General features: G+C 69.5%; 11 protein-coding genes. 10 read left to right on the plus strand and 1 reads right to left on the minus strand.

Annotation, left to right across the window (positions count from 1 at the left end; genetic code table 11):
* Nucleotides 1–301: 301 nt before the first annotated feature.
* The 10 genes from PSK12I2_RS24335 to PSK12I2_RS0102815 all read left to right on the plus strand — a co-directional run bounded on the left by PSK12I2_RS24335 (nt 302) and on the right by PSK12I2_RS0102815 (nt 17,537).
* Nucleotides 302–1,357, plus strand: a complete 1,056-nt coding sequence (locus PSK12I2_RS24335) for a cellulose synthase operon protein YhjQ/BcsQ (RefSeq protein WP_051398661.1) — start codon at nt 302–304, stop codon at nt 1,355–1,357.
* Nucleotides 1,358–1,359: 2 nt separating this feature from the next.
* Nucleotides 1,360–3,558 (plus strand): UDP-forming cellulose synthase catalytic subunit, encoded by a 2,199-nt coding sequence (bcsA, locus tag PSK12I2_RS23580; RefSeq protein WP_037007469.1) that lies wholly within the window; start codon nt 1,360–1,362, stop codon nt 3,556–3,558.
* A complete protein-coding gene (gene bcsB / locus PSK12I2_RS0102780; RefSeq protein WP_077171793.1) occupies nt 3,555–5,783 on the plus strand; it encodes a cellulose biosynthesis cyclic di-GMP-binding regulatory protein BcsB in 2,229 nt (742 codons plus the stop codon). The genes bcsA and bcsB overlap by 4 nt, the downstream gene beginning before the upstream one ends.
* Nucleotides 5,784–5,786: 3 nt before the next feature.
* Entirely contained in the window at nt 5,787–9,569 is a 3,783-nt protein-coding gene (locus PSK12I2_RS0102785) for a cellulose biosynthesis protein BcsC (protein WP_051398662.1), read from the plus strand.
* A gap of 14 nt (nt 9,570–9,583) precedes the next feature.
* A complete protein-coding gene (locus PSK12I2_RS0102790) occupies nt 9,584–10,249 on the plus strand; it encodes a cell division protein FtsQ (RefSeq protein WP_027597207.1) in 666 nt (221 codons plus the stop codon).
* Nucleotides 10,246–10,896, plus strand: a complete 651-nt coding sequence (locus PSK12I2_RS0102795) for an alginate O-acetyltransferase AlgF (protein WP_044342766.1) — start codon at nt 10,246–10,248, stop codon at nt 10,894–10,896. The genes PSK12I2_RS0102790 and PSK12I2_RS0102795 overlap by 4 nt, the downstream gene beginning before the upstream one ends.
* Nucleotides 10,897–10,909: 13 nt before the next feature.
* The gene (locus PSK12I2_RS0102800) at nt 10,910–12,325 is read left to right on the plus strand and encodes an MBOAT family protein (RefSeq protein WP_027597209.1); all 1,416 of its coding nucleotides are present in this window, start codon (nt 10,910–10,912) and stop codon (nt 12,323–12,325) included.
* A gap of 10 nt (nt 12,326–12,335) precedes the next feature.
* Nucleotides 12,336–13,481: a cell division protein FtsQ gene (locus PSK12I2_RS0102805; RefSeq protein WP_027597210.1), complete on the plus strand. Its 1,146-nt coding sequence runs from the start codon at nt 12,336–12,338 to the stop codon at nt 13,479–13,481.
* A 62-nt stretch (nt 13,482–13,543) separates the two neighbouring features.
* A complete protein-coding gene (locus tag PSK12I2_RS0102810; RefSeq protein WP_027597211.1) occupies nt 13,544–14,872 on the plus strand; it encodes a bifunctional DedA family/phosphatase PAP2 family protein in 1,329 nt (442 codons plus the stop codon).
* 97 nt (nt 14,873–14,969) lie between these two features.
* Nucleotides 14,970–17,537, plus strand: a complete 2,568-nt coding sequence (locus tag PSK12I2_RS0102815) for an ATP-binding protein (protein ID WP_027597212.1) — start codon at nt 14,970–14,972, stop codon at nt 17,535–17,537.
* A 30-nt stretch (nt 17,538–17,567) separates the two neighbouring features.
* Here PSK12I2_RS0102815 and bfr read toward each other — a convergent pair whose 3' ends face one another.
* Nucleotides 17,568–18,065 carry a bacterioferritin gene (gene bfr / locus PSK12I2_RS0102820; RefSeq protein ID WP_007159675.1) on the minus strand — a complete coding sequence of 166 codons (498 nt, stop codon included), beginning with the start codon at nt 18,063–18,065 and terminating at the stop codon, nt 17,568–17,570.
* Nucleotides 18,066–18,158: the final 93 nt, after the last annotated feature.

Raw genomic sequence — 18,158 nt, forward strand, 5'->3', positions numbered from 1 at the left:
CGACCGCTCGTCCCCGCGTTCGTCGCCACCGCGACCGCCCCGTCCCCGCGTCATGCCTTTCGTCCGCACGGCGCCAGGCGTGACGTTGACGGGTGCCCGAGGTGATCTAAACATTGAAGCGAGCCGGCGCTGAAAAGCGAGACGATCCGTTCGCTCCGCTTCGATGCCCGCATACGCATTTTCAATTGGTGCGTCACGAACTCCGCGTGACAGTATCCACAAAAAATGACACCTGATGGCTTTTAGCCATAATTTTGACGTCAAGCATTCACGCAGACCCTTCACCTTTTCGGAAGTCGCCATGGTCCGTTCGCTGGATATTGCCAATCTGTTCCGCTCCTTCGGCGGTGACCCCCAGCGCTACCATGAGTTCGAAGCCCCCGAGCCGGTGCCCCACGAAACCCTCTTGCCAGCCGCAGCTCAGCCGCAGCCTGCGCCGAGCGCCCAGGTCGAAGCGGTCGTCACGGTGGCCGAGGCGGCCGCTCAGGCTGAACCGGACGCCCTGCCCCCGCTGTCGCGGCAGCTGGCGCAGCTGCACAGCAGCCGCCAGGCCAACCAGGCGGTCGCCGCCCTGGACCAGGCGCTGAGTCGCACGCTGCCGCGGTTGACCGGTCCGGTGCTGGCACTGATGTCGGCCCGGGGCGGCACCGGCAAGACAGTCATCGCCGCGGGCCTGGCCCAGGCGTTGAGCCGCAGCGGCCAGCCGGTGCTGCTGGTGGAGCTGGACAGTCAGAACGTGCTGTCTTCGCTGCTGCTGCAGGAAGCGTCGTCCACCACCGGCTCGGTCAGGGCGCCGCTTTCCGTCTGCCTGGCGGTGGACGAGCGCCTGCGCCTGGTGCCCTTTGGCGCCCCCGACGAGCTGGATCTGCAGGCTCTGGAGCAGGCCCTGGCCACCGACACCCAGTGGCTGACCCGCCGCCTGCAGGCGCTGGACGTCCCGGCCGATACCCTGGTGATCCTCGACTGCCCCACGGGCTCGACGCCCCTGAGTCGTCAGGCCCTGGCCCTGGCCACCCGGATTCTGGGGGTGACAACCGCGGATGCGACCGGTTACGCCAGTCTGCCGCGCCTCGAACGCCAGTGGCAGCGCTGCAGCGGCCAGGTCACTCCGCTGCACCTGCTCAACCGGGTCGATCCCGCCCGCCCCCTGAGCCAGGACATCGCCGCCATCGTGGCGCAATCCTGGGGCGAACGCCTGCTGGGCGTACTGCCGGAAAGCCCCGATCTGGAGCAGGCCCTAGCCCTGGGCCAGGGTCTGGCCAGCGTCCAGGACGCCTGGGCGCGTGGCCTGGCCGAGCTGGGCGAGGCCTTGCTCGGCGATCTTCGCTCGCCCGTGCAGCACGCCGCGCGCGCCTAGCCATGAGCTTTCTCGACCGCCTGGAACAGGTTCGCCAGCGCCGCGCGGCGCGCGCTGCCGACGCCCCGCCGGTGCCGCCCGCGGCGCCGCTGTGGCTGCAGCTGTTCGCCTGGACGGCCGCCGCGTTGCTGGGCGCCCTGCTGGTGAGCGTGCCCCTGGCGCTGGAAGAACAGGCGGCGTTCGCCGTCGGCTGCTTCGGCGCGGCCCTGATGCTGCGTCGGCTGCCCGGACGGCTGCCGGTGATCGCGCTGATCCTGCTGTCGCTGCTGGCGTCGCTGCGCTATCTCTACTGGCGCCTGACCAGCACCCTGGGCTTCGAGACGCCGCTGGAAATGGTGCTCGGCTACGGGCTGGTGGCCGCCGAACTCTATGCCCTGGCGGTGCTGGTGTTCGGCTACCTGCAGACCATCTGGCCGCTACGCCGCACGCCGGTCCCGCTGCCCGCCGACCCGGCCGCCTGGCCCACCGTGGACGTCTTCATCCCCACCTACAACGAAGCCCTGAGCATCGTGAAGCTGTCGATCCTGGCGGCCCAGGCCATCGACTGGCCACGCGACAAGCTGCGGGTGCACGTACTCGATGACGGTCGTCGCGAGGACTTCCGCCACTTCTGCGCGACCGCCGGCGTCTCCTACCTGGTGCGCGAGAACAACGAGCACGCCAAGGCCGGCAATCTCAATGCGGCGCTCAAGGTGACCGACGGCGAGTACATCGCCATCTTCGATGCCGACCACGTGCCGACCCGCTCCTTCCTGCAGGTCTGCCTGGGCTGGTTCCTCAAGGACCCGCAGCTGGCCATGCTGCAGACCCCGCACTTCTTCTTTTCCCCCGATCCCTTCGAGAAGAATCTCAAGACCTTTCGCACCGTGCCCAACGAGGGCGAGCTGTTCTACGGCCTGGTGCAGGATGGCAACGACCTGTGGAACGCCACCTTCTTCTGCGGCTCCTGCGCGGTGATCCGACGCACCATGCTGGAAGAGGTCGGCGGCGTGGCCACCGAGACGGTGACCGAGGACGCCCACACCGCGCTCAAGCTCAACCGGCTCGGCTACAACACCGCCTACCTGGGCATTCCCCAGGCCGCCGGCCTGGCCACCGAGAGCCTGTCGCGCCATATCGCCCAGCGCATCCGCTGGGCCCGCGGCATGGCGCAGATCTTTCGCATGGACAATCCGCTGCTGGGCAAGGGCCTCGCCCTCGGCCAGCGGCTCTGCTACCTCAACGCCATGCTGCACTTCTTCTATGGCCTGCCGCGGCTGGTGTTCCTCACCGCGCCGCTGGCCTATCTGCTGTTCAGCGCGCAGATCTTCCATGCCTCGGCGCTGCTGATCACCTGCTATGTGCTGCCCCATGTGCTGCACTCGAACCTGACCAACTCGCGCATCCAGGGCGAATTCCGCCACTCCTTCTGGAACGAGGTCTACGAGACGGTACTGGCCTGGTACATCCTCAGGCCCACGCTGCTGGCGCTGATCAACCCGCGGCTGGGCAAGTTCAACGTCACCGACAAGGGCGGCATCATCGCCAGCGACTACTTCGACTGGGAGCTGGCGCGTCCCTACATCGTGCTGCTGGCGCTCAATCTGCTCGGCCTGGGCGTGGGTATCGGTCGGCTGTTCCTAGGCGATCCCGAGGCGGTGACCACGGTCGCCATCAACCTGGTCTGGACCCTCTACAACCTGGTGATCGCCAGTGCCGCGGTGGCCGTGGCCAGCGAGACGCGCCAGGTGCGCGCCGAACCCCGGGTGGCCGCCACGCTGCCGGCCGGACTCGTGCTCGCCGATGGCAGCCGCCTGGAATGCAGCACCCTGGACTTTTCCCAGAGCGGCATCGGCCTGAAGTTGCCCGCGGGCCTGCATCTGCCCGAGGGCAGCGCGGTAGAGGTCGAACTCAGCCGCAACGGTCGCAGCCGTCGCTTCCCGGCCACCGTGGCCTTCAGCCGCGCCGGCGCCGTGGGCACCCGCTTCGCCGAACTCAGCGTGACCGAACAGCGCGAGCTGGTGCGCATGACCTTTTCCCGCGCCGATCTCTGGGCCGAGGCCTGGGGCAATCACCGTCCGGATTCCCTGCTGGGCTCGCTGCGCGAGGTCAGTCAGATCGGCCTGCGCGGCATCGCCGATCTCAATCGCAACGTCTGGCGCCTGAGCCGACCTTCCCGGCGCACGGCGCCCTCCTCCTCCGCCTCCCTGGACCGCCCATGACCGTGTCGCTACGTCTCGCCCCCCTGCTGCTCGCCACCCTGGGTGCCGCGCCCGCCTTCGCCCTGGCCCAGAATGCGCCGCCGGTGGCGGTGGCCGGCAGCGGCTACGACAACAGCTTCAAGCAGCTCGGCGCGGTCTATCCCTTCAATCTGCGCGGCATCGACAGCCGGGACGGAGTCGGCTTCGACATTCGCGCCGACGAGATCGTCAGCGCCGCCAAGGTAACGCTGAACTACACCTATTCCCCGGCGCTGCTGCCGGAGTTGTCCCAGCTCAATGTGCTGGTCAACGACGAGGTCGCCGCCAGCATTCCGCTGCCCAAGGAAGGCGCCGGCACGCCCCAGACCCGGGTGGTGGACATCCCGCCGCGGCTGATCACCGAATTCAACCGGCTGAGTATCCAGCTGATCGGCCACTACACCATGCAGTGCGAAGACCCGCTGCACTCCAGCCTCTGGGCCAAGGTGAGCAATGGCAGCCGCCTGGACGTCCAGGTCAGTCGCCTGGACCTGGCACCGGACCTGGCGCGCCTGCCGCAGCCGTTCTTCGATCGCCGCGATGCCCGGCAGCTGGAGCTGCCCTTCGTCATCGCCGGTGCGGCCGACAACGGCACCCTGGAGGCCGCCGGCACCCTGTCGTCCTGGTTCAGCGCCCTGGCCAGCTATCGCGGCGCCCGCTTTCCCAGCAGCCAGAACGCCCTGCCGGCCAAGGGCAATGCGGTGGTGCTGGTCACCAGCGAAGAGCGCGCCAAGACCCTTGGCCTGAGTCTGCCGGCACCGGCGACGGCGCGGGTCGACATCCTGGCCAACCCCTTCGATCCCCAGGGTCAGCTGCTGGTGATCTCCGGCCGCGATGCCAACGAACTCAAGCGCGCCGCGAGCGCCGTGGCCCTGGGTCACCAGACCCTCTCCGGCCAGAGCATGACCTTCGACACCCTGCAGGCGCTGCAACCGCGCAAGCCCTACGATGCGCCCAACTGGCTGCCCAGCGACCGACCGGTACGCCTGGGCGAACTGGCCACGCCCAAGCAACTGGCGGTCTCCGGCTATGACTCGGGTACCATGAGCGTGCCGCTGCGGCTGCCGCCGGATCTGTTCCTCTGGCGCAACCAGGGGCTGCCGCTGCACCTCAGGTACCGCTACACCCCACAGCCGGTGGCGACCAATTCCTCGCTGCTGGTGAGTTTCAACGACCGCTTCGTGCAGTCCATCGCCCTGCCGTCCCAGGAACACCTGGACCAGGGCCTGCTGGGGCTGATCAAGGACGAGGAACTGCCGCGCGAAGCCGAGGTGCGGCTGCCGCTGGAGGGCGAGGCGCTGCAGGCCCGCCTGCAATTCCGCTTCATGTACGACTACCTCAAGCAGGGCGAATGCCGCGACGTCATCATCGACAACATGCGCGGCACCCTGGAACCGGATTCGACCCTGGATCTCTCCGGCTATCGGCACTTCATCGCCCTGCCCAACCTGGGCGTGTTCAAGGACAGTGGCTTTCCCTTCACTCGCCTGGCGGACCTGAGCGAAACCGCGGTGATCCTGCCCGATGCGCCCAGCGCGGCGGAGATCGACACCTACCTCAACGTGCTCGGCCGCTTCGGCAGCTCCACCGGCTATCCCGCCACCGCGGTCACCGTGGCCCGTGCCGGCGAGGTCGACGGCCTGGCCGACAAGGATCTACTGCTGATCGCCAGCGGCGCCGACCAGCCGCTGTTGCAACGCTGGGCCGCCCAGTTGCCCGCCGGCTTCACCGGCAACGGCCAGCGCTTCGAGGTATCCGACCTGGCGTTCAAGGTGCGCCAGTGGTTCGGCAGCGACAACGCGGCCAGCCTGGAGCGCAGTCGCGCGGCCCTGAGTGCCAGTGGCGGTGCCGGTACGGCCTTCGTCACCGGCTTCGAATCGCCGCTCAGGAGCGGTCGCAGCGTGGTGGCCCTGGTCGCCGCCCGCCCGGAGGGCCTGGCCGACATCAGCCGCGCCCTGACCACCCGGGAAGACTATGCCCAGGCCTTGCAGGGCAGCCTGGCCACGGTGCGTGGCCAGCAGGTGGAAAGCCTGGTGGCCGACGAGACCTATCACGTCGGCAGCCTCGGGCCGCTGCTCTATGTTCGCTGGCAACTGGCTCGCCATCCGCTGCTGATGCTGGGCCTGAGCGCCCTGGGCGTGGCCCTGCTGGCCGGCCTGCTCCATGCGGCGCTACGCGCCCGCGCCCGTCAGCGGCTGGAGCGCTAGACCATGACCCGTGCACCGCTGCTGGCTACCCTGCTGACCGGTCTGCTGCTGCCGCCGCTGGCCCAGGCGGCCGGTACCCCCGAAGCGCTGCTCCTCGAGCAGGGTCACTTCTGGCAGGCGCGCAAGAATGCGCCCCGCGCCCAGGAGACCTGGAACAAGTTGCTCGAACTGGATGCGCAGCAGCCCGAGGCGCTGTACGGCCTGGGACTGATCGAGGTGCAGGCCAACCGGCTGCCGGCCGCCCAGGCCTATCTGCGCCGCCTGCAGGCGCTCAAGCCCGTGCCCCAGCAGGCCCTGCAGCTGGAGCAGGACATCGCCCTGGCCAGTGGCGACAATCCGCAGCGCCTGGTGGATGCCCGCCAGCTGGTCAGCGAAGAAAAGCCGGTGCAGGCACTGGCGCTCTATCGTCAGCTGTTTGGTGGCCGCCTGCCCCAGGGTGATCTGGCGCGGGAGTACTACGACATCCTCGCCTACACCCCCAATGGCTGGCAGGAAGCCGGTCCGGGCATCGAGCGTCTGCGCAAGCTGCAGCCCAGCGATCCGGCGCTGATGCTGATCCAGGCCAAGCACCTGGCGCGCTTTCCGGCCAGTCGCAGCCGCGGCATCCAGGCCCTGGCGGAGCTGAGCACGCGCAAGGACATCGGTGGCGAAGCCGCCGAATACTGGCGCCAGGCCCTGGTCTGGAGCGGTCCGCCCGGTCCGGCCGAGGCACCGCTGTTCGAGGCCTATCTGCGCCAGCACCCGGATGACGCCGAGTTGCGCGCCCAGCTGGAAAAGGGCCGTACCCTGAGTCGCAGCGGCGGTCTGGATCCGCAATTGGCCCGCGGTATCGAAGCCTTGCGCCGCAATGAGCTGGGCGCTGCCGAAAGCGCCTTCCAGGCGCGCCTCAAGGTGGCGCCGGAGGATGCCAACGCCCTGGGCGGCCTGGGCATCGTCCGTCAGCGCCAGGAACGCTTCGACGAAGCCGAAGCGCTGCTGAACCGCGCCACCCGTCAGCCGGGCGGGGCGCGCTGGCAGGCGCCGCTGGCCGAGGTACGCTACTGGGCGCTGCTCGCCCAGGCCCGCAAGGCCCAGCAGGCCAACGACTTCAGCACCGCCCGTGCCCGCGTGGAACAGGCGTTGCGGCTGGACGCCAAGCGCCCGGAAGCACCGCTGGCCCTGGCCGGACTGCAGGCCCAGACCGGTCAGCTGGACGCCGCCGAGGCTGCTTATCGACGGATCCTGCAGCAGGATCCGCGCAATCTCGAAGCCCGTCGGGGCCTGATCGATCTGCTCGCCGAGAGCGAGCGTCCGGCCGAGGCCCTGCGCCTGCTCGACACCCTGACCCCGGCCGAACGTGCCAGGCTCGGCAACCTGGATCGGCTCAAGGCCACCCAGGCCTTGCAGGAAGCCAAGCTGGCCGAGGGCCGTGGCGATCTCCAGGGGGCCCGTCGCGCCCTGGAAGACGCCCGACGCGCCGATCCGGACGATGTCTGGACACTGCTGGCCCTGGCCCGCCTGCAGCTGCGCCAGGGTCAGGAGGCGGCCGCCCGCCAGACCCTGGACAGCGGTCTGGCCAAGGACCCCCAGCGCCCGGAAGCGCTCTATGTCCGCGCCCTGTTCGCCCTGGAGCAGCGGGATCCCGCCGCGGCGCGCGCGCTGCTCGGGCGCATCCCGCCGGCCCAGCGCACCCCGGCCATGACGGGGCTGGCCGCTGATCTCGACTTCGATGCCCGGGTAAGCGCCGCCCGTGACCTGGCCCGCCGCGGCCAGCAGCAGGCCGCGCGGCGCCAGCTGGCGGCCCTGGAGCCGCAAGCCGGCGAGCGCCCCGCCGCCCTGGGTGGCCTGGCGGCGGCCTATGCCGAGGCCGGTGACCCGGAACGCGGGCTGCGCCTGCTGCGCGATGTCCTGGCCCGCGAACGCACGCCCGATCCCGCCCTGCGCCTGCAATACGGCGAGGTGCTGCTGCGCAGTGGCGCCGACGACGAAGTCAATGCCCTGCTGCACGATCTGCAGGGACAGCGCCTGACCGCCGCGCAGCGCCAGGGTTATGACGACCTGCTCTATCGCTACCGGGTGCGTCAGGCCGACCAGTTGCGCGAGCGCGGCGATCTGGTCACCGCCTACGACACCCTGGCACCGGCCCTGGCCCAGCGTCCGGACGATGACCTGGCCAACGCCGCCCTGGCGCGGCTGTACCTGGCCAATGGCGAGGCCGACAAGGCGCTGCGCCTCTATGAACCCCTGCTGCGCCGCGCCCCCGACAACCCCCGGCTGCAACTGGGTGCGGCCGATGCCGCCGTGCGTGCCCGGGACAACGCCTATGCCGAGCGCGCCCTCGAACGCGCCGTAACCCTGGGCGCCGACGACGTCGGGGTGTTGACCGAGGCCGCGCGCCTCTATCGCGCCCTGGGTCGCGACGGTCGGGCTACCGAGCTGCTGCGCCAGGTGGTGGCGGTGGAGCGCCGCGACGCCGAGACCGCGCGGCCCCTGGCCAGCGCCCCGGCCAATCCCTTCGGCCCGCGCCGCGGCAGCGCCACCCTGGCCAGCCAGGCCATTCCGCCGACCGCCGACCAGTTGCTGGCGGCGGCCAAGGCCGCCCCGCTGGCGGATGCGCCAGTCGCTCCGCAGGACAGCGCCGCCGAGCGCGCCCTCGACGACCTGCTGCAGACCCGTAGCGCGCGGATCACCCAGGGCCTGACGGTGCGCAGCAACGACAACGAACGCGGCCTCGGCAAGCTCACCGACGTGGAAGCGCCGCTGGAGATCGACTTCCCGCTGGGCGATGTGCGCCTGGCCGTGCGGGTCACCCCGGTCAGCCTGACTGCCGGCAGTGTCGGCAGCGACGCCCGCAGTCGCTTCGGTGGCGGCCCGGCCGCTACCCAGGCCGCGCCGGACGCCGCGCCGGGCAGCCAGAGCGACAGCGGCGTGGGCCTGGCGGTGGCCTACAGCGATCCCCAGCTCGGCCTCAAGGCCGACGCCGGCACCACGCCCTTGGGCTTTCTCTATGCCACCGCGGTGGGCGGGGTGAGCCTGGAGCGACCGCTGACCGACCACAGCCGCTACAGCCTCTCGGCCTCGCGCCGGGCGGTGATCGACAGCCTGACCTCCTTTGCCGGCAGCGAAGACGCCCGCACCGGCCAGCAATGGGGTGGCGTGACCGCCAATGGCGTGCGCGGCCAGCTCGGCTACGACGACAGCCAGTTCGGTGCCTATGCCTATGCCTCCTGGTACCGACTGCTGGGCAACCATGTCGCCGACAACAGCCGTACCGAGCTGGGCACCGGGCTATACCGCTACCTGATCAACAGCGAAGACAGTCGCCTGACCCTGGGCCTGTCGTTCACCGGCATCGCCTACGACAACAACCAGGCCTTCTTCACCTATGGCCATGGCGGCTACTTCAGTCCGCAGCGCTTCTATGCCCTGGGCGTCCCCCTGACCTGGTCGCAGCGCACCGATCGCTGGACCTGGCAGCTGCGCGGCGCGGTGGGCCTGCAACGCATCGAGCAGGACGGCGCCGACTTCTACCCGACCGACGCCCGCCTGCAGGCCGCGGCGAGCCAGGCGCTCGGCGCCCCGGCGGTCTATGGCGGCCAGAGCAAGACCAGTCTCGGCTACAGCCTCTACGGCGCCACCGAATACCAGCTCGGTCGCCAGCTGTTCGTCGGCGGCAACCTCGGCGTCGACAACGGTCGCGATTTCCAACAGCTCAATGGCGGCGTCTATCTGCGCTATGCGCTGGAACCCCAGGACCGTGCACTCGCCCTGCCGGTCAGTCCCTATCGTTCCCCCTACGACAACTGATTCACGGAGCTCCCATGGCAGCCAGCCTCCTCACCGGCCTCACCATTCTCATGATCGGCGACAGCCATCTGGCCACCCCCGACTACCTGATCGGCACCCTGCAGGACAGCCTGGTGCAACAGGGCGCCAAGGTGCACACCCTGGGTATCTGCGGGACCAACGCCGGCGACTGGCTCAAGGTCACCCCCGGCACCTGCGGTGGCGCCGAGCGGCGCAACGGCGACAAGGCCGTGGTGCTCGGCGGCAAGGCGGCGACCCAGCCGATCAACGAGCTCATCGCCGCCGACAAGCCCGATCTGGTGCTGATCGTCATGGGCGACACCATGGCCAGCTACACCAACCCCAGCTTTCCCAAGACCTGGGTCTGGCAGCAGACCACCAGCCTGACCAAGGCCATCGCCGCCACCAAGACCCACTGCGCCTGGGTCGGTCCGACCTGGGGCACCGAGGGCGGCAAGTACGGCAAGACCTTCGAGCGGGTCAAGCTGATGTCCGGCTTCCTCGCCAGCAACGTCGCGCCCTGCAGCTACATCGACTCCCTGAGCTTCGCCAAGCCCGGCCAGTGGGCCACCATCGACGGCCAGCACCTGACCGGTCCGGGCTACAAGTCCTGGAGTTCGGCCATCGTCGACGCCCTGAACAAGCTGCCTGCCGACAAGCTCAAGGGAGCCGCCCAGTGAAGGCCCTGCTGCTGCTCGGCCTGCTGGTGGGCGGGGTCGCCCAGGCCGAGGTGTCCCTCTACCCCACCGGCCCCAGCGAAGACTCGGCCTTCCTCCGCTTCGTCAACGCCGGCAGCCAGCCCCTGGCGCTGCAGGCCTCCGGCTCCGCCGCGCGGCTGCAGCTGGAGGCCGCCAAGCCGGTCTCCGACTACCTGACCGTGCCGGCGACCAAGGCGATCAAGGGCGAACTGGTCCAGGGCGCGGCCAAGGCCCCGCTGGAGCTGACCGTGGCCGCCGGTGAATTCGCCACCCTGGTGGTCCTGCCCGGCACCCCGCTGGTCCAGCGCCTGGTACGCGAGCAACCCGACGACTTCAATGCGCTCAAGGCCTCGCTGGCCTTCTACAGCCTGGATCCGCAGTGCGCGACCCCGGGCCTGCAGGCGGCCGGGCGCAATGCCGAGATCTTCAAGGACGTGGCCGACGGCACCCTGCAGCGCCGCAGTCTCAACGCCGTGGCGCTCAAGGTGCAGCTGACCTGCGCCGGCCAGGCCACGGGCGCAGCGCTGGACCTGGGCGAACTCAGGGCCGGCGAGCGCTACAGCGTGCTGCTGCTGCCTGGCGCCAGCGGTCCGCGGCTGCTCGCCACCCAGGACGCTATCGCCCACTAAGGACAGCCGCTCGATGGTCTTCGCCTCGCTGGAATTCCTCACCCTCTTCCTGCCGCTGTTCCTGCTGGTCTACGCCCTGGCGCGGCCCGGCGGGCGCAACGGGGTGCTGCTGGTGGGCAGCTGGCTGTTCTATGGCTGGCTGAGTCCGCTGTTCCTGCTGCTGCACATGGCCCTGGCGCTGCTGGCCTGGGTCGGAGGGTTGCTGGTGGATCGCGCGCGCGAAGGCTCGAGGACCCGACTGCAGCTGCTCGCCGGGCTGATCGTGATCAACCTGGCGGTGCTCTGCTGGTACAAGTACGCCAACATCGTCGCCGCCACCTGGAGCCAGGTGCTGGTGACCGCCGGCGCCCTGCCGCTGGACTGGCAGAAGGTGGCCTTGCCGGCCGGGCTGTCCTTTATCGTGCTGCAGGCCATCTCCTACCTGGTGGACGTCCATCGCCACGTGGTGCCGGTGGAGCGCAGCTTCGTCAACTACGCCACCTACATCTCCATGTTCGGCCATTCCATCGCCGGCCCGATCATCCGCTACGACTGGGTACGCCGCGAACTCAACCAGCGCTGGTTCAATCGCGAGAACTTCGCCCTCGGCGCGCGCCGCTTCATGATCGGCCTGTGCATGAAGGTGCTGGTAGCCGACACCCTGTCGCCGCTGGTGGACGTGGCCTTCCACCTCGACCAGCCCTCCTTCGTCGACGCCTGGATCGGTTGCCTGGCCTATTCGCTGCAACTGTTCTTCGACTTCGCCGGTTACAGCGCCATGGCCATCGGCCTGGGCCTGATGCTGGGCTTCCACTTTCCGGAAAACTTCAACCGGCCCTATCTCGCCCGCAGCATCCAGGATTTCTGGCGGCGCTGGCACCTGTCGCTGTCCAGCTGGCTGCGCGACTACCTCTACATCTCCCTGGGCGGCAATCGCGGCGGTCGCTGGCGCACCTATCGCAACCTCTTCCTGACCATGGCCATCGCCGGTCTCTGGCACGGTGGCGACAGCTGGAACTACCTGCTCTGGGGCATGCTGCACGGCCTGGCGCTGTGCCTGGACCGGCTCTGGGACGAACTCGGCGGCCGGCCGCTGCCGCGGCCCCTGGCCCATGGCCTGACGCTGCTGTTCGTGGCCCTGGCCTGGACGCTGTTCCGCGCGCCGGACTTCGCCACGGCGCTGTCGCTGTACGCCGGCCAGTTCGGTCTGCACGGCTTCGCCCTGGGCGATGCCCTGGCCGTGACCCTGAGACCCGTGCACGGCCTGGCCGCCGCCCTGGGCGTGGCCTGCATCCTGGCCCCGTTGTGGCAGGCGCGCATCGAGGCGCGCCTGCCCGACAGCGCCCTGCTGCGCGTCCTCGGCGCCGCCTGGCCGGTGGCCGGCTTCCTGCTCTGCTTCGCGCTGATCGCCAGTCGCGAAGCCGTACCCTTCCTCTACTTCCAGTTCTGAGGCCGCCGTCATGAGCGCTCCCGCCCTGCCGCCCTCACCCGCACCGCAACCGCCCAGCGCCAGCAGCGCGCGGCTGGCCCCGCTCGCCGGAGTGGTCTTCGCCCTGTTCCTGGCGATCGGCCTGCTGTCCTGCGCCTGGGCGCTGCTCACCGATCGCCTTTCGCTCTGGCCGGAAAGGGTGGATCGCCATGCCCTGCTCGAAGGCGAGATCACCCACCACATCGCCAAGGAACTGGCCAAGGCGCCGTTGCCGGAAGCGGCCGCCCGCCTGGAACGCGGCGCCAGCTGGCTGCTGCTGGGCGACAGCGGACCCCGGGTGCGCCAGGGCTGCCCCGGCTGGCTGTTTCTCGCCGAAGAACTCGAGGTCTCGCGCCAGGCCGCCGCCAATGCCCGGGCCCGTGCCCAGACGGTGATCGAACTGCGCCAGCAACTGGCCGCCCGGCACATCCAGTTGCTGGTCGCCGTGGTGCCGGACAAGAGTCGCATCGCCGCCGACCAGCTGTGCGGACTGCGACGCCCGGTCGCCTTCGCCAATCGGGTCGCCGACTGGACGCGGATGCTGAGTGCCGCGCGGGTACCGGTGCTCGACCTGACCACGGCGCTCACGCCCCTGGGCAGCGCCGCCTTCCTGCGCACCGATACCCACTGGAACGAGGCCGGTGCCGAGGCCGCGGCCCGCGCCCTGGCGCTGCGCATCCAGGCGCTGCCCTTCCAGGCCAGCCCGGCACGGGCCTTCACGCGTACGCTGCTGGCGCCGGCACCGCGACCCGGTGACCTGGTGCGCCTGGCCGGCCTGGACTGGCTGCCGCCGCGCCTGCAGCCGACCCCCGAGGTGCTGCGCCTGACCCAGGTCGACAGCCACGCCGCGGCCGGCGCCAGCGATGACCTGTTCGGCGATGGGGACCTGCCCAACGTCGCGCTCATCGGCACCTCCTTCTCGCGCAATTCCAATTTCCTGCCCTTCCTGGAACAGGCCCTGGGCGCCAGCGTCGGGCGTTTCGCCAAGGACGGCGGGCATTTCGCCGGTGCGGCACGGGACTATTTCGCCAGTCCCGCCTTCCGACAAACCCCGCCACAGTTATTGGTCTGGGAAATTCCCGAGCGCGATTTACAATCCCCCGGCCCCGAGGCGTTGCGTCTCGATCCGCGTCCTTGAGGCAACCAAGGCTTTCCCCATGGGTCTGAGGACGCAACCCCCAGCCCCCAGGAAGCCTTTCGATGACGGAACTGCTAGACGGCCTGACCCAGTGGATCAACCAGCACCACCAGTGGCTGGGCGTGGCCATCTTCATCATCTCCTTTCTCGAGTGCCTGGCCCTGGCCGGGCTGGTGGTACCCGGCACGGTGATCCTGTTCGCCGTGGCCGTCGCCGCCGGCAATGGCGCGCTCAATCTCTTCGATACCCTGCTGCTGGGCTTCCTCGGCGGCATCCTTGGCGATGCGGTGTCCTATTTCATCGGTCGGCGCTTCCATGAAGGCATCCGCCGCCTGCCCGGCTTGCGCACCCATCCGGAATGGATCGGCTCGGCCGAGGGCTTCATCCACAGATACGGCGTGGCCAGTCTGCTGGTGGGTCGCTTCATCGGTCCGCTGCGCCCGCTGCTGCCGCTGATCGCCGGCATGCTGGACATGCCCCTGGTCAAATTCGTCAGCGTCAGCCTGGTGGCCGCCGCCGGCTGGTCCATCGCCTACCTCGGCCCGGGCTGGGTGACTGGCGCGGCCTTCCGCCTACCCTTGCCGGAAGGCTTCTGGCAGCAGGCCGGCATCATCCTCGGCGGCATCGCGGTGCTGGTGGCGGTCATCGCCCATGGTGCCTGGCGCGAGCGCGCCGGCACCACGCTGATCAGCGGCGCCCTCTGCCTGGCCGGGCTGCTGGCCCTGCTGTTCGGCTGGCACCACCTGCGCGCCTTCGACGAAGGCCTGATGGCGCTGGTGCAGGAGCATCGCGAGGGCTGGCTCAACCTGGTTGCCGTGGTCATCACCCGCATGGGCGATTTCCGTACCCAGCTGATCCTGGCCGCCGTGCTGATCCTGGTGCTGGCCGCCTTCCGCCAGTGGCGCCCGCTGCTGTTCGCCCTGGGCACCACCCTGGGGACCGCCCTGGCCAACGGCCAGTTGAAGAATCTGCTGGCCCGCGCGCGCCCCGATGTGCTCGCCGAACCCCTGACCACCTACAGCCTGCCCAGCGGCCACAGCTCGGCCTCCTTCGCCTTCTTCCTGACCCTGGGCATCCTCGTCGGCCGCCGCTATGGTCCGCGCGGGCGCCTCGCCTGGCTGGTGATCGCTGCCCTGCCGGCGGTGCTCATCGCCCTCAGCCGCGTCTACCTGGGCGTGCACTGGCCCACCGACATCCTGGCCGGCGCCCTACTCGCCGGCGGTTTCTGCGGCCTGAGCCTGGCGCTGTTGCAGAAGACCGGCGGCAATCGCCTGGAGCCGATCCCGCCGCGGACCTGGTGGGTGCTGCTGCCCCTGGTCGTACTGGTGCTGGCCTTCGCCGCCGGCTGGGCCCTGCCCGAAGCCATCGAGCGCTATGCGCCCCGGCTGTAAGGCCGCGGCCGAAAAAATCCGCGCCCGGTCCTGCAGTTCCGGTTCGATTGTGGTCTGAACGGCTGGAACTACGGCGGTGGGTGGGGAGACACGATAGATGGCAGCGCAGCTTGCCGACTGGAACGAACTGGACTTTCTCGCCGGCGGTGGCGAGATGGGCGCCCGGCTGCGCAGTCACGACTGGTCGGAATCCCCACTGGGCCCGCCCTCTCAGTGGCCGCAATCTCTCAGGTCCGCACTGAGCATCTGCCTGAATTCCAGCTTTCCCACCGCCATCTACTGGGGCCCCGACCTGCTGCTGCTCTATAACGATGCCTGGGCGCCGATTCCCGCCGAGCGGCATCCCTGGGCCCTGGGTCGCCCGGCGCAGGAGGTCTGGCAGGACATCTGGCCGGTGGTGGGGCCGCAGTTCGGGCAGGTCCTGAGCAGCGGCCAGGGCTTTTCGGTATTCGACCAGCTGCTGCCGATGCTGCGCCAGGGGGTGGTCACCGAGACCTACTGGAACTACAGCTTCACCCCGATCCGTGGCGAAGGCGGCGAGATCGCCGGGATCTTCAACCAGGGCCACGAGACCACCCAGCGCATCCTCGACGAGCGCCGTCGGGCCGCGGATGCCGCCCGCCAGCGGCGGATGTTCGAGCAGGCGCCCGGCTTCGTCGCCATCGTGCGCGGCCCGGATCACGTCTTCGACTTCGTCAACGTCGCCTACAGCCGCCTGTTCGATGGCCGGCCCCGCGAAGGCCTGACGGTGCGCGAGGTCTTTCCCGAATTGCACAATCAGGGCTACTTCGAGTGGCTCGAACAGGTCTATCGCAGCGGTCGCCGCTTCGTCGCCGAGCACCAGCCCCTGCGCCTGGAAACCGCGGGCGAACCGGTCCGCACCCTGTACCTGGATTTCATCTACGAACCCCTGACCGACGAAACCGGCCAGGTGATCGGCATCTTCTGCCAGGGGCAGGACGTCACCGAAGCCCATCTGGCGCGCGCCGCGCTGGAGGCCAGCGAACGACGCTTCCGCACCGCCCTGGAAATCGAGACGGTGGGCGCCCTCTGCTTCGATGCCGAGGGGCGGCTGATCGATGCCAATGACGCCTTCCTGCGCATGAGCGGCCATGACCGCGAGGACCTGGCCGCCGGGCGCATCGCCTGGCCCGCACCGCTACTGCCCCATGCCGACGCTCAGGTGCCGCCCGAGGAGCGCAGCTATCGGTGCCGCGACGGCTCGACCGGCTGGGCGCTGGTGGCCGCCAAGCGCCTGCCCGATGGCAGCGCCTTCGAATTCCTGGTCGACATCAGCGACCGCAAGCAGGCCGAGGCCGAGTTGCGCGAGGAAACCCGCACCCTCGAAGCCCTCAAGCGCATCGACACGGAGTTGGCCAGCCAGCTGGATCTCGCGCACCTGGTGCAGACCGTGACCGATGCCGGGGTGGAGTTGACGGGCGCGGAATTCGGCGCCTACTTTCATCAACGCCATGAAGAAGGTGGCGGACGCCTGCAGCGCTTCACCCTGTCCGGCGTCGAGCGGGACCTTTTCGAGCAGATCGGAGAATCCGCCGCCACTGCCCTGTTCGTCACCACCCTGGGCAGCGCGGGCGTGGTCCGCAGCGATGACTTGGCGAACGATCTCCAGTTCGACCACGCCCTGGCGCCGCAAGGCTGCCACGCGGGCCGGCTGCCGGTGCGCAGCTATCTGGCCGTCGCGGTGGTGGCCCGCAGCGGCACGGTGCTGGGCGGGCTGGGCTTCGGCCATCCCGAGCCGGGGCGCTTCAACGCCCGCCACGAACGTCTGATGGTTGCCCTGGCCGCTCGCGCGGCCATCGCCATCGAGCAGGCCCAGCTGTTCCAGGCGGTGCGGACCGCCAATGAGACCCTCGAACAGCGGGTCATCGAGCGCACCGCCGAGCTGACCCAGGCGCAGCAGGCGCTGCACCAGGCGCAGAAGATGGAAGCCATCGGCCAGTTGACCGGCGGCATCGCCCACGACTTCAACAACCTGCTGGCCGGCATCATCGGCAGCCTGGAGCTGATCGAGCGCCGCCTGCAGCAGCACCGGACCGACCAGCTCGACCGGCTGCTCGGTGGCGCCCAGGCCTATGCTGCGCGCGCGGCCTCCCTGACCCAGCGGCTGCTGGCCTTTTCCCGGCGGCAGACGCTGGAACCCAAACCCACTGATGTGAACGAGCTGATGCTGGCCATGGAAGAGCTGATCCGCCGCAGCGTCGGCCCGGCGATCGAGGTGCAGGCCGAGCCTACTGAGCCGCTCTGGTCGACGGTGATCGATGCCGTGCAACTGGAAAGCGCCCTGCTCAACCTGGCGATCAACGCCCGGGACGCCATGCCCCAGGGCGGCCAGCTGCGGCTGTCCACGGCCAATCTGCCGGAGGATGCGCCGGAGCGACCGGAGGACCTGCCAGCAGGCGATTACGTGAGAGTCAAGGTGAGCGACACCGGGACCGGCATCGCGCCGGAGATCCTGGAGCGGATCTTCGATCCCTTCTTTACCACCAAGCCGCCGGGTCAGGGCACCGGACTGGGCCTGTCGATGGTGCACGGCTTCGTGCACCAGTCGGGTGGCCAGATCCAGGTCGACACCACGCCGGGCGTGGGCACCTGCATCTCGCTCTATCTGCCACGGGCACCGGAGGACGACGCCCGCACGTCCTGAGCGGCGCCCGGCGGCGCCGCTCGGTCGACCTCAGAGGCCGGCGCCATGGGGCGTGGTACCGCCCTTCATCTGCGATTGCAGGTAGTTCTGCAGACCGATCTTGTCGATCAGGCCCAGCTGCTGCTCCAGCCAGTAGGCGTGGTCTTCCTCGGTGTCTTCCAGCTGCACCACCAGGATCTCGCGGGTCACGAAGTCCTTGTGCTGGTTGCACAGGGCCACGCCCTGGGCCAGGGCTTCGCGTACCTCGTACTCCAGCGCCAGGTCCGCGCGCAGCATCTCCGGTACGGTCTGGCCGACGGTGATGGCGTTGGGACGCATGTCCGGCGTGCCCTCGAGGAAGAGGATGCGGCGCAGCAGGGCATCGGCGTGCTGGGTTTCCTCTTCCATCTCGTGGCCGATCCGCTCGTACAGGCGCATCAGGCCCCAGTCCTCGTACATCCGAGAGTGGATGAAGTACTGGTCGCGCGCCGCCAGCTCGCCGCGCAGCAGCTGGTTGAGGTAGTTGATGACGTCCGGATGGCCTTGCATGAAAAGAGTCCTGTGCTGTTCAGTGCCCAGTTTAGCGCGCTGGCGCCCGGAGGACGCCGTTCATCGCCCGACCACTGGGGCCGTTCGTCTCAT

This window comes from Pseudomonas sp. MOIL14HWK12:I2, from assembly GCF_000510745.1.
GTDB lineage: Bacteria > Pseudomonadota > Gammaproteobacteria > Pseudomonadales > Pseudomonadaceae > Chryseomonas > Chryseomonas oryzihabitans.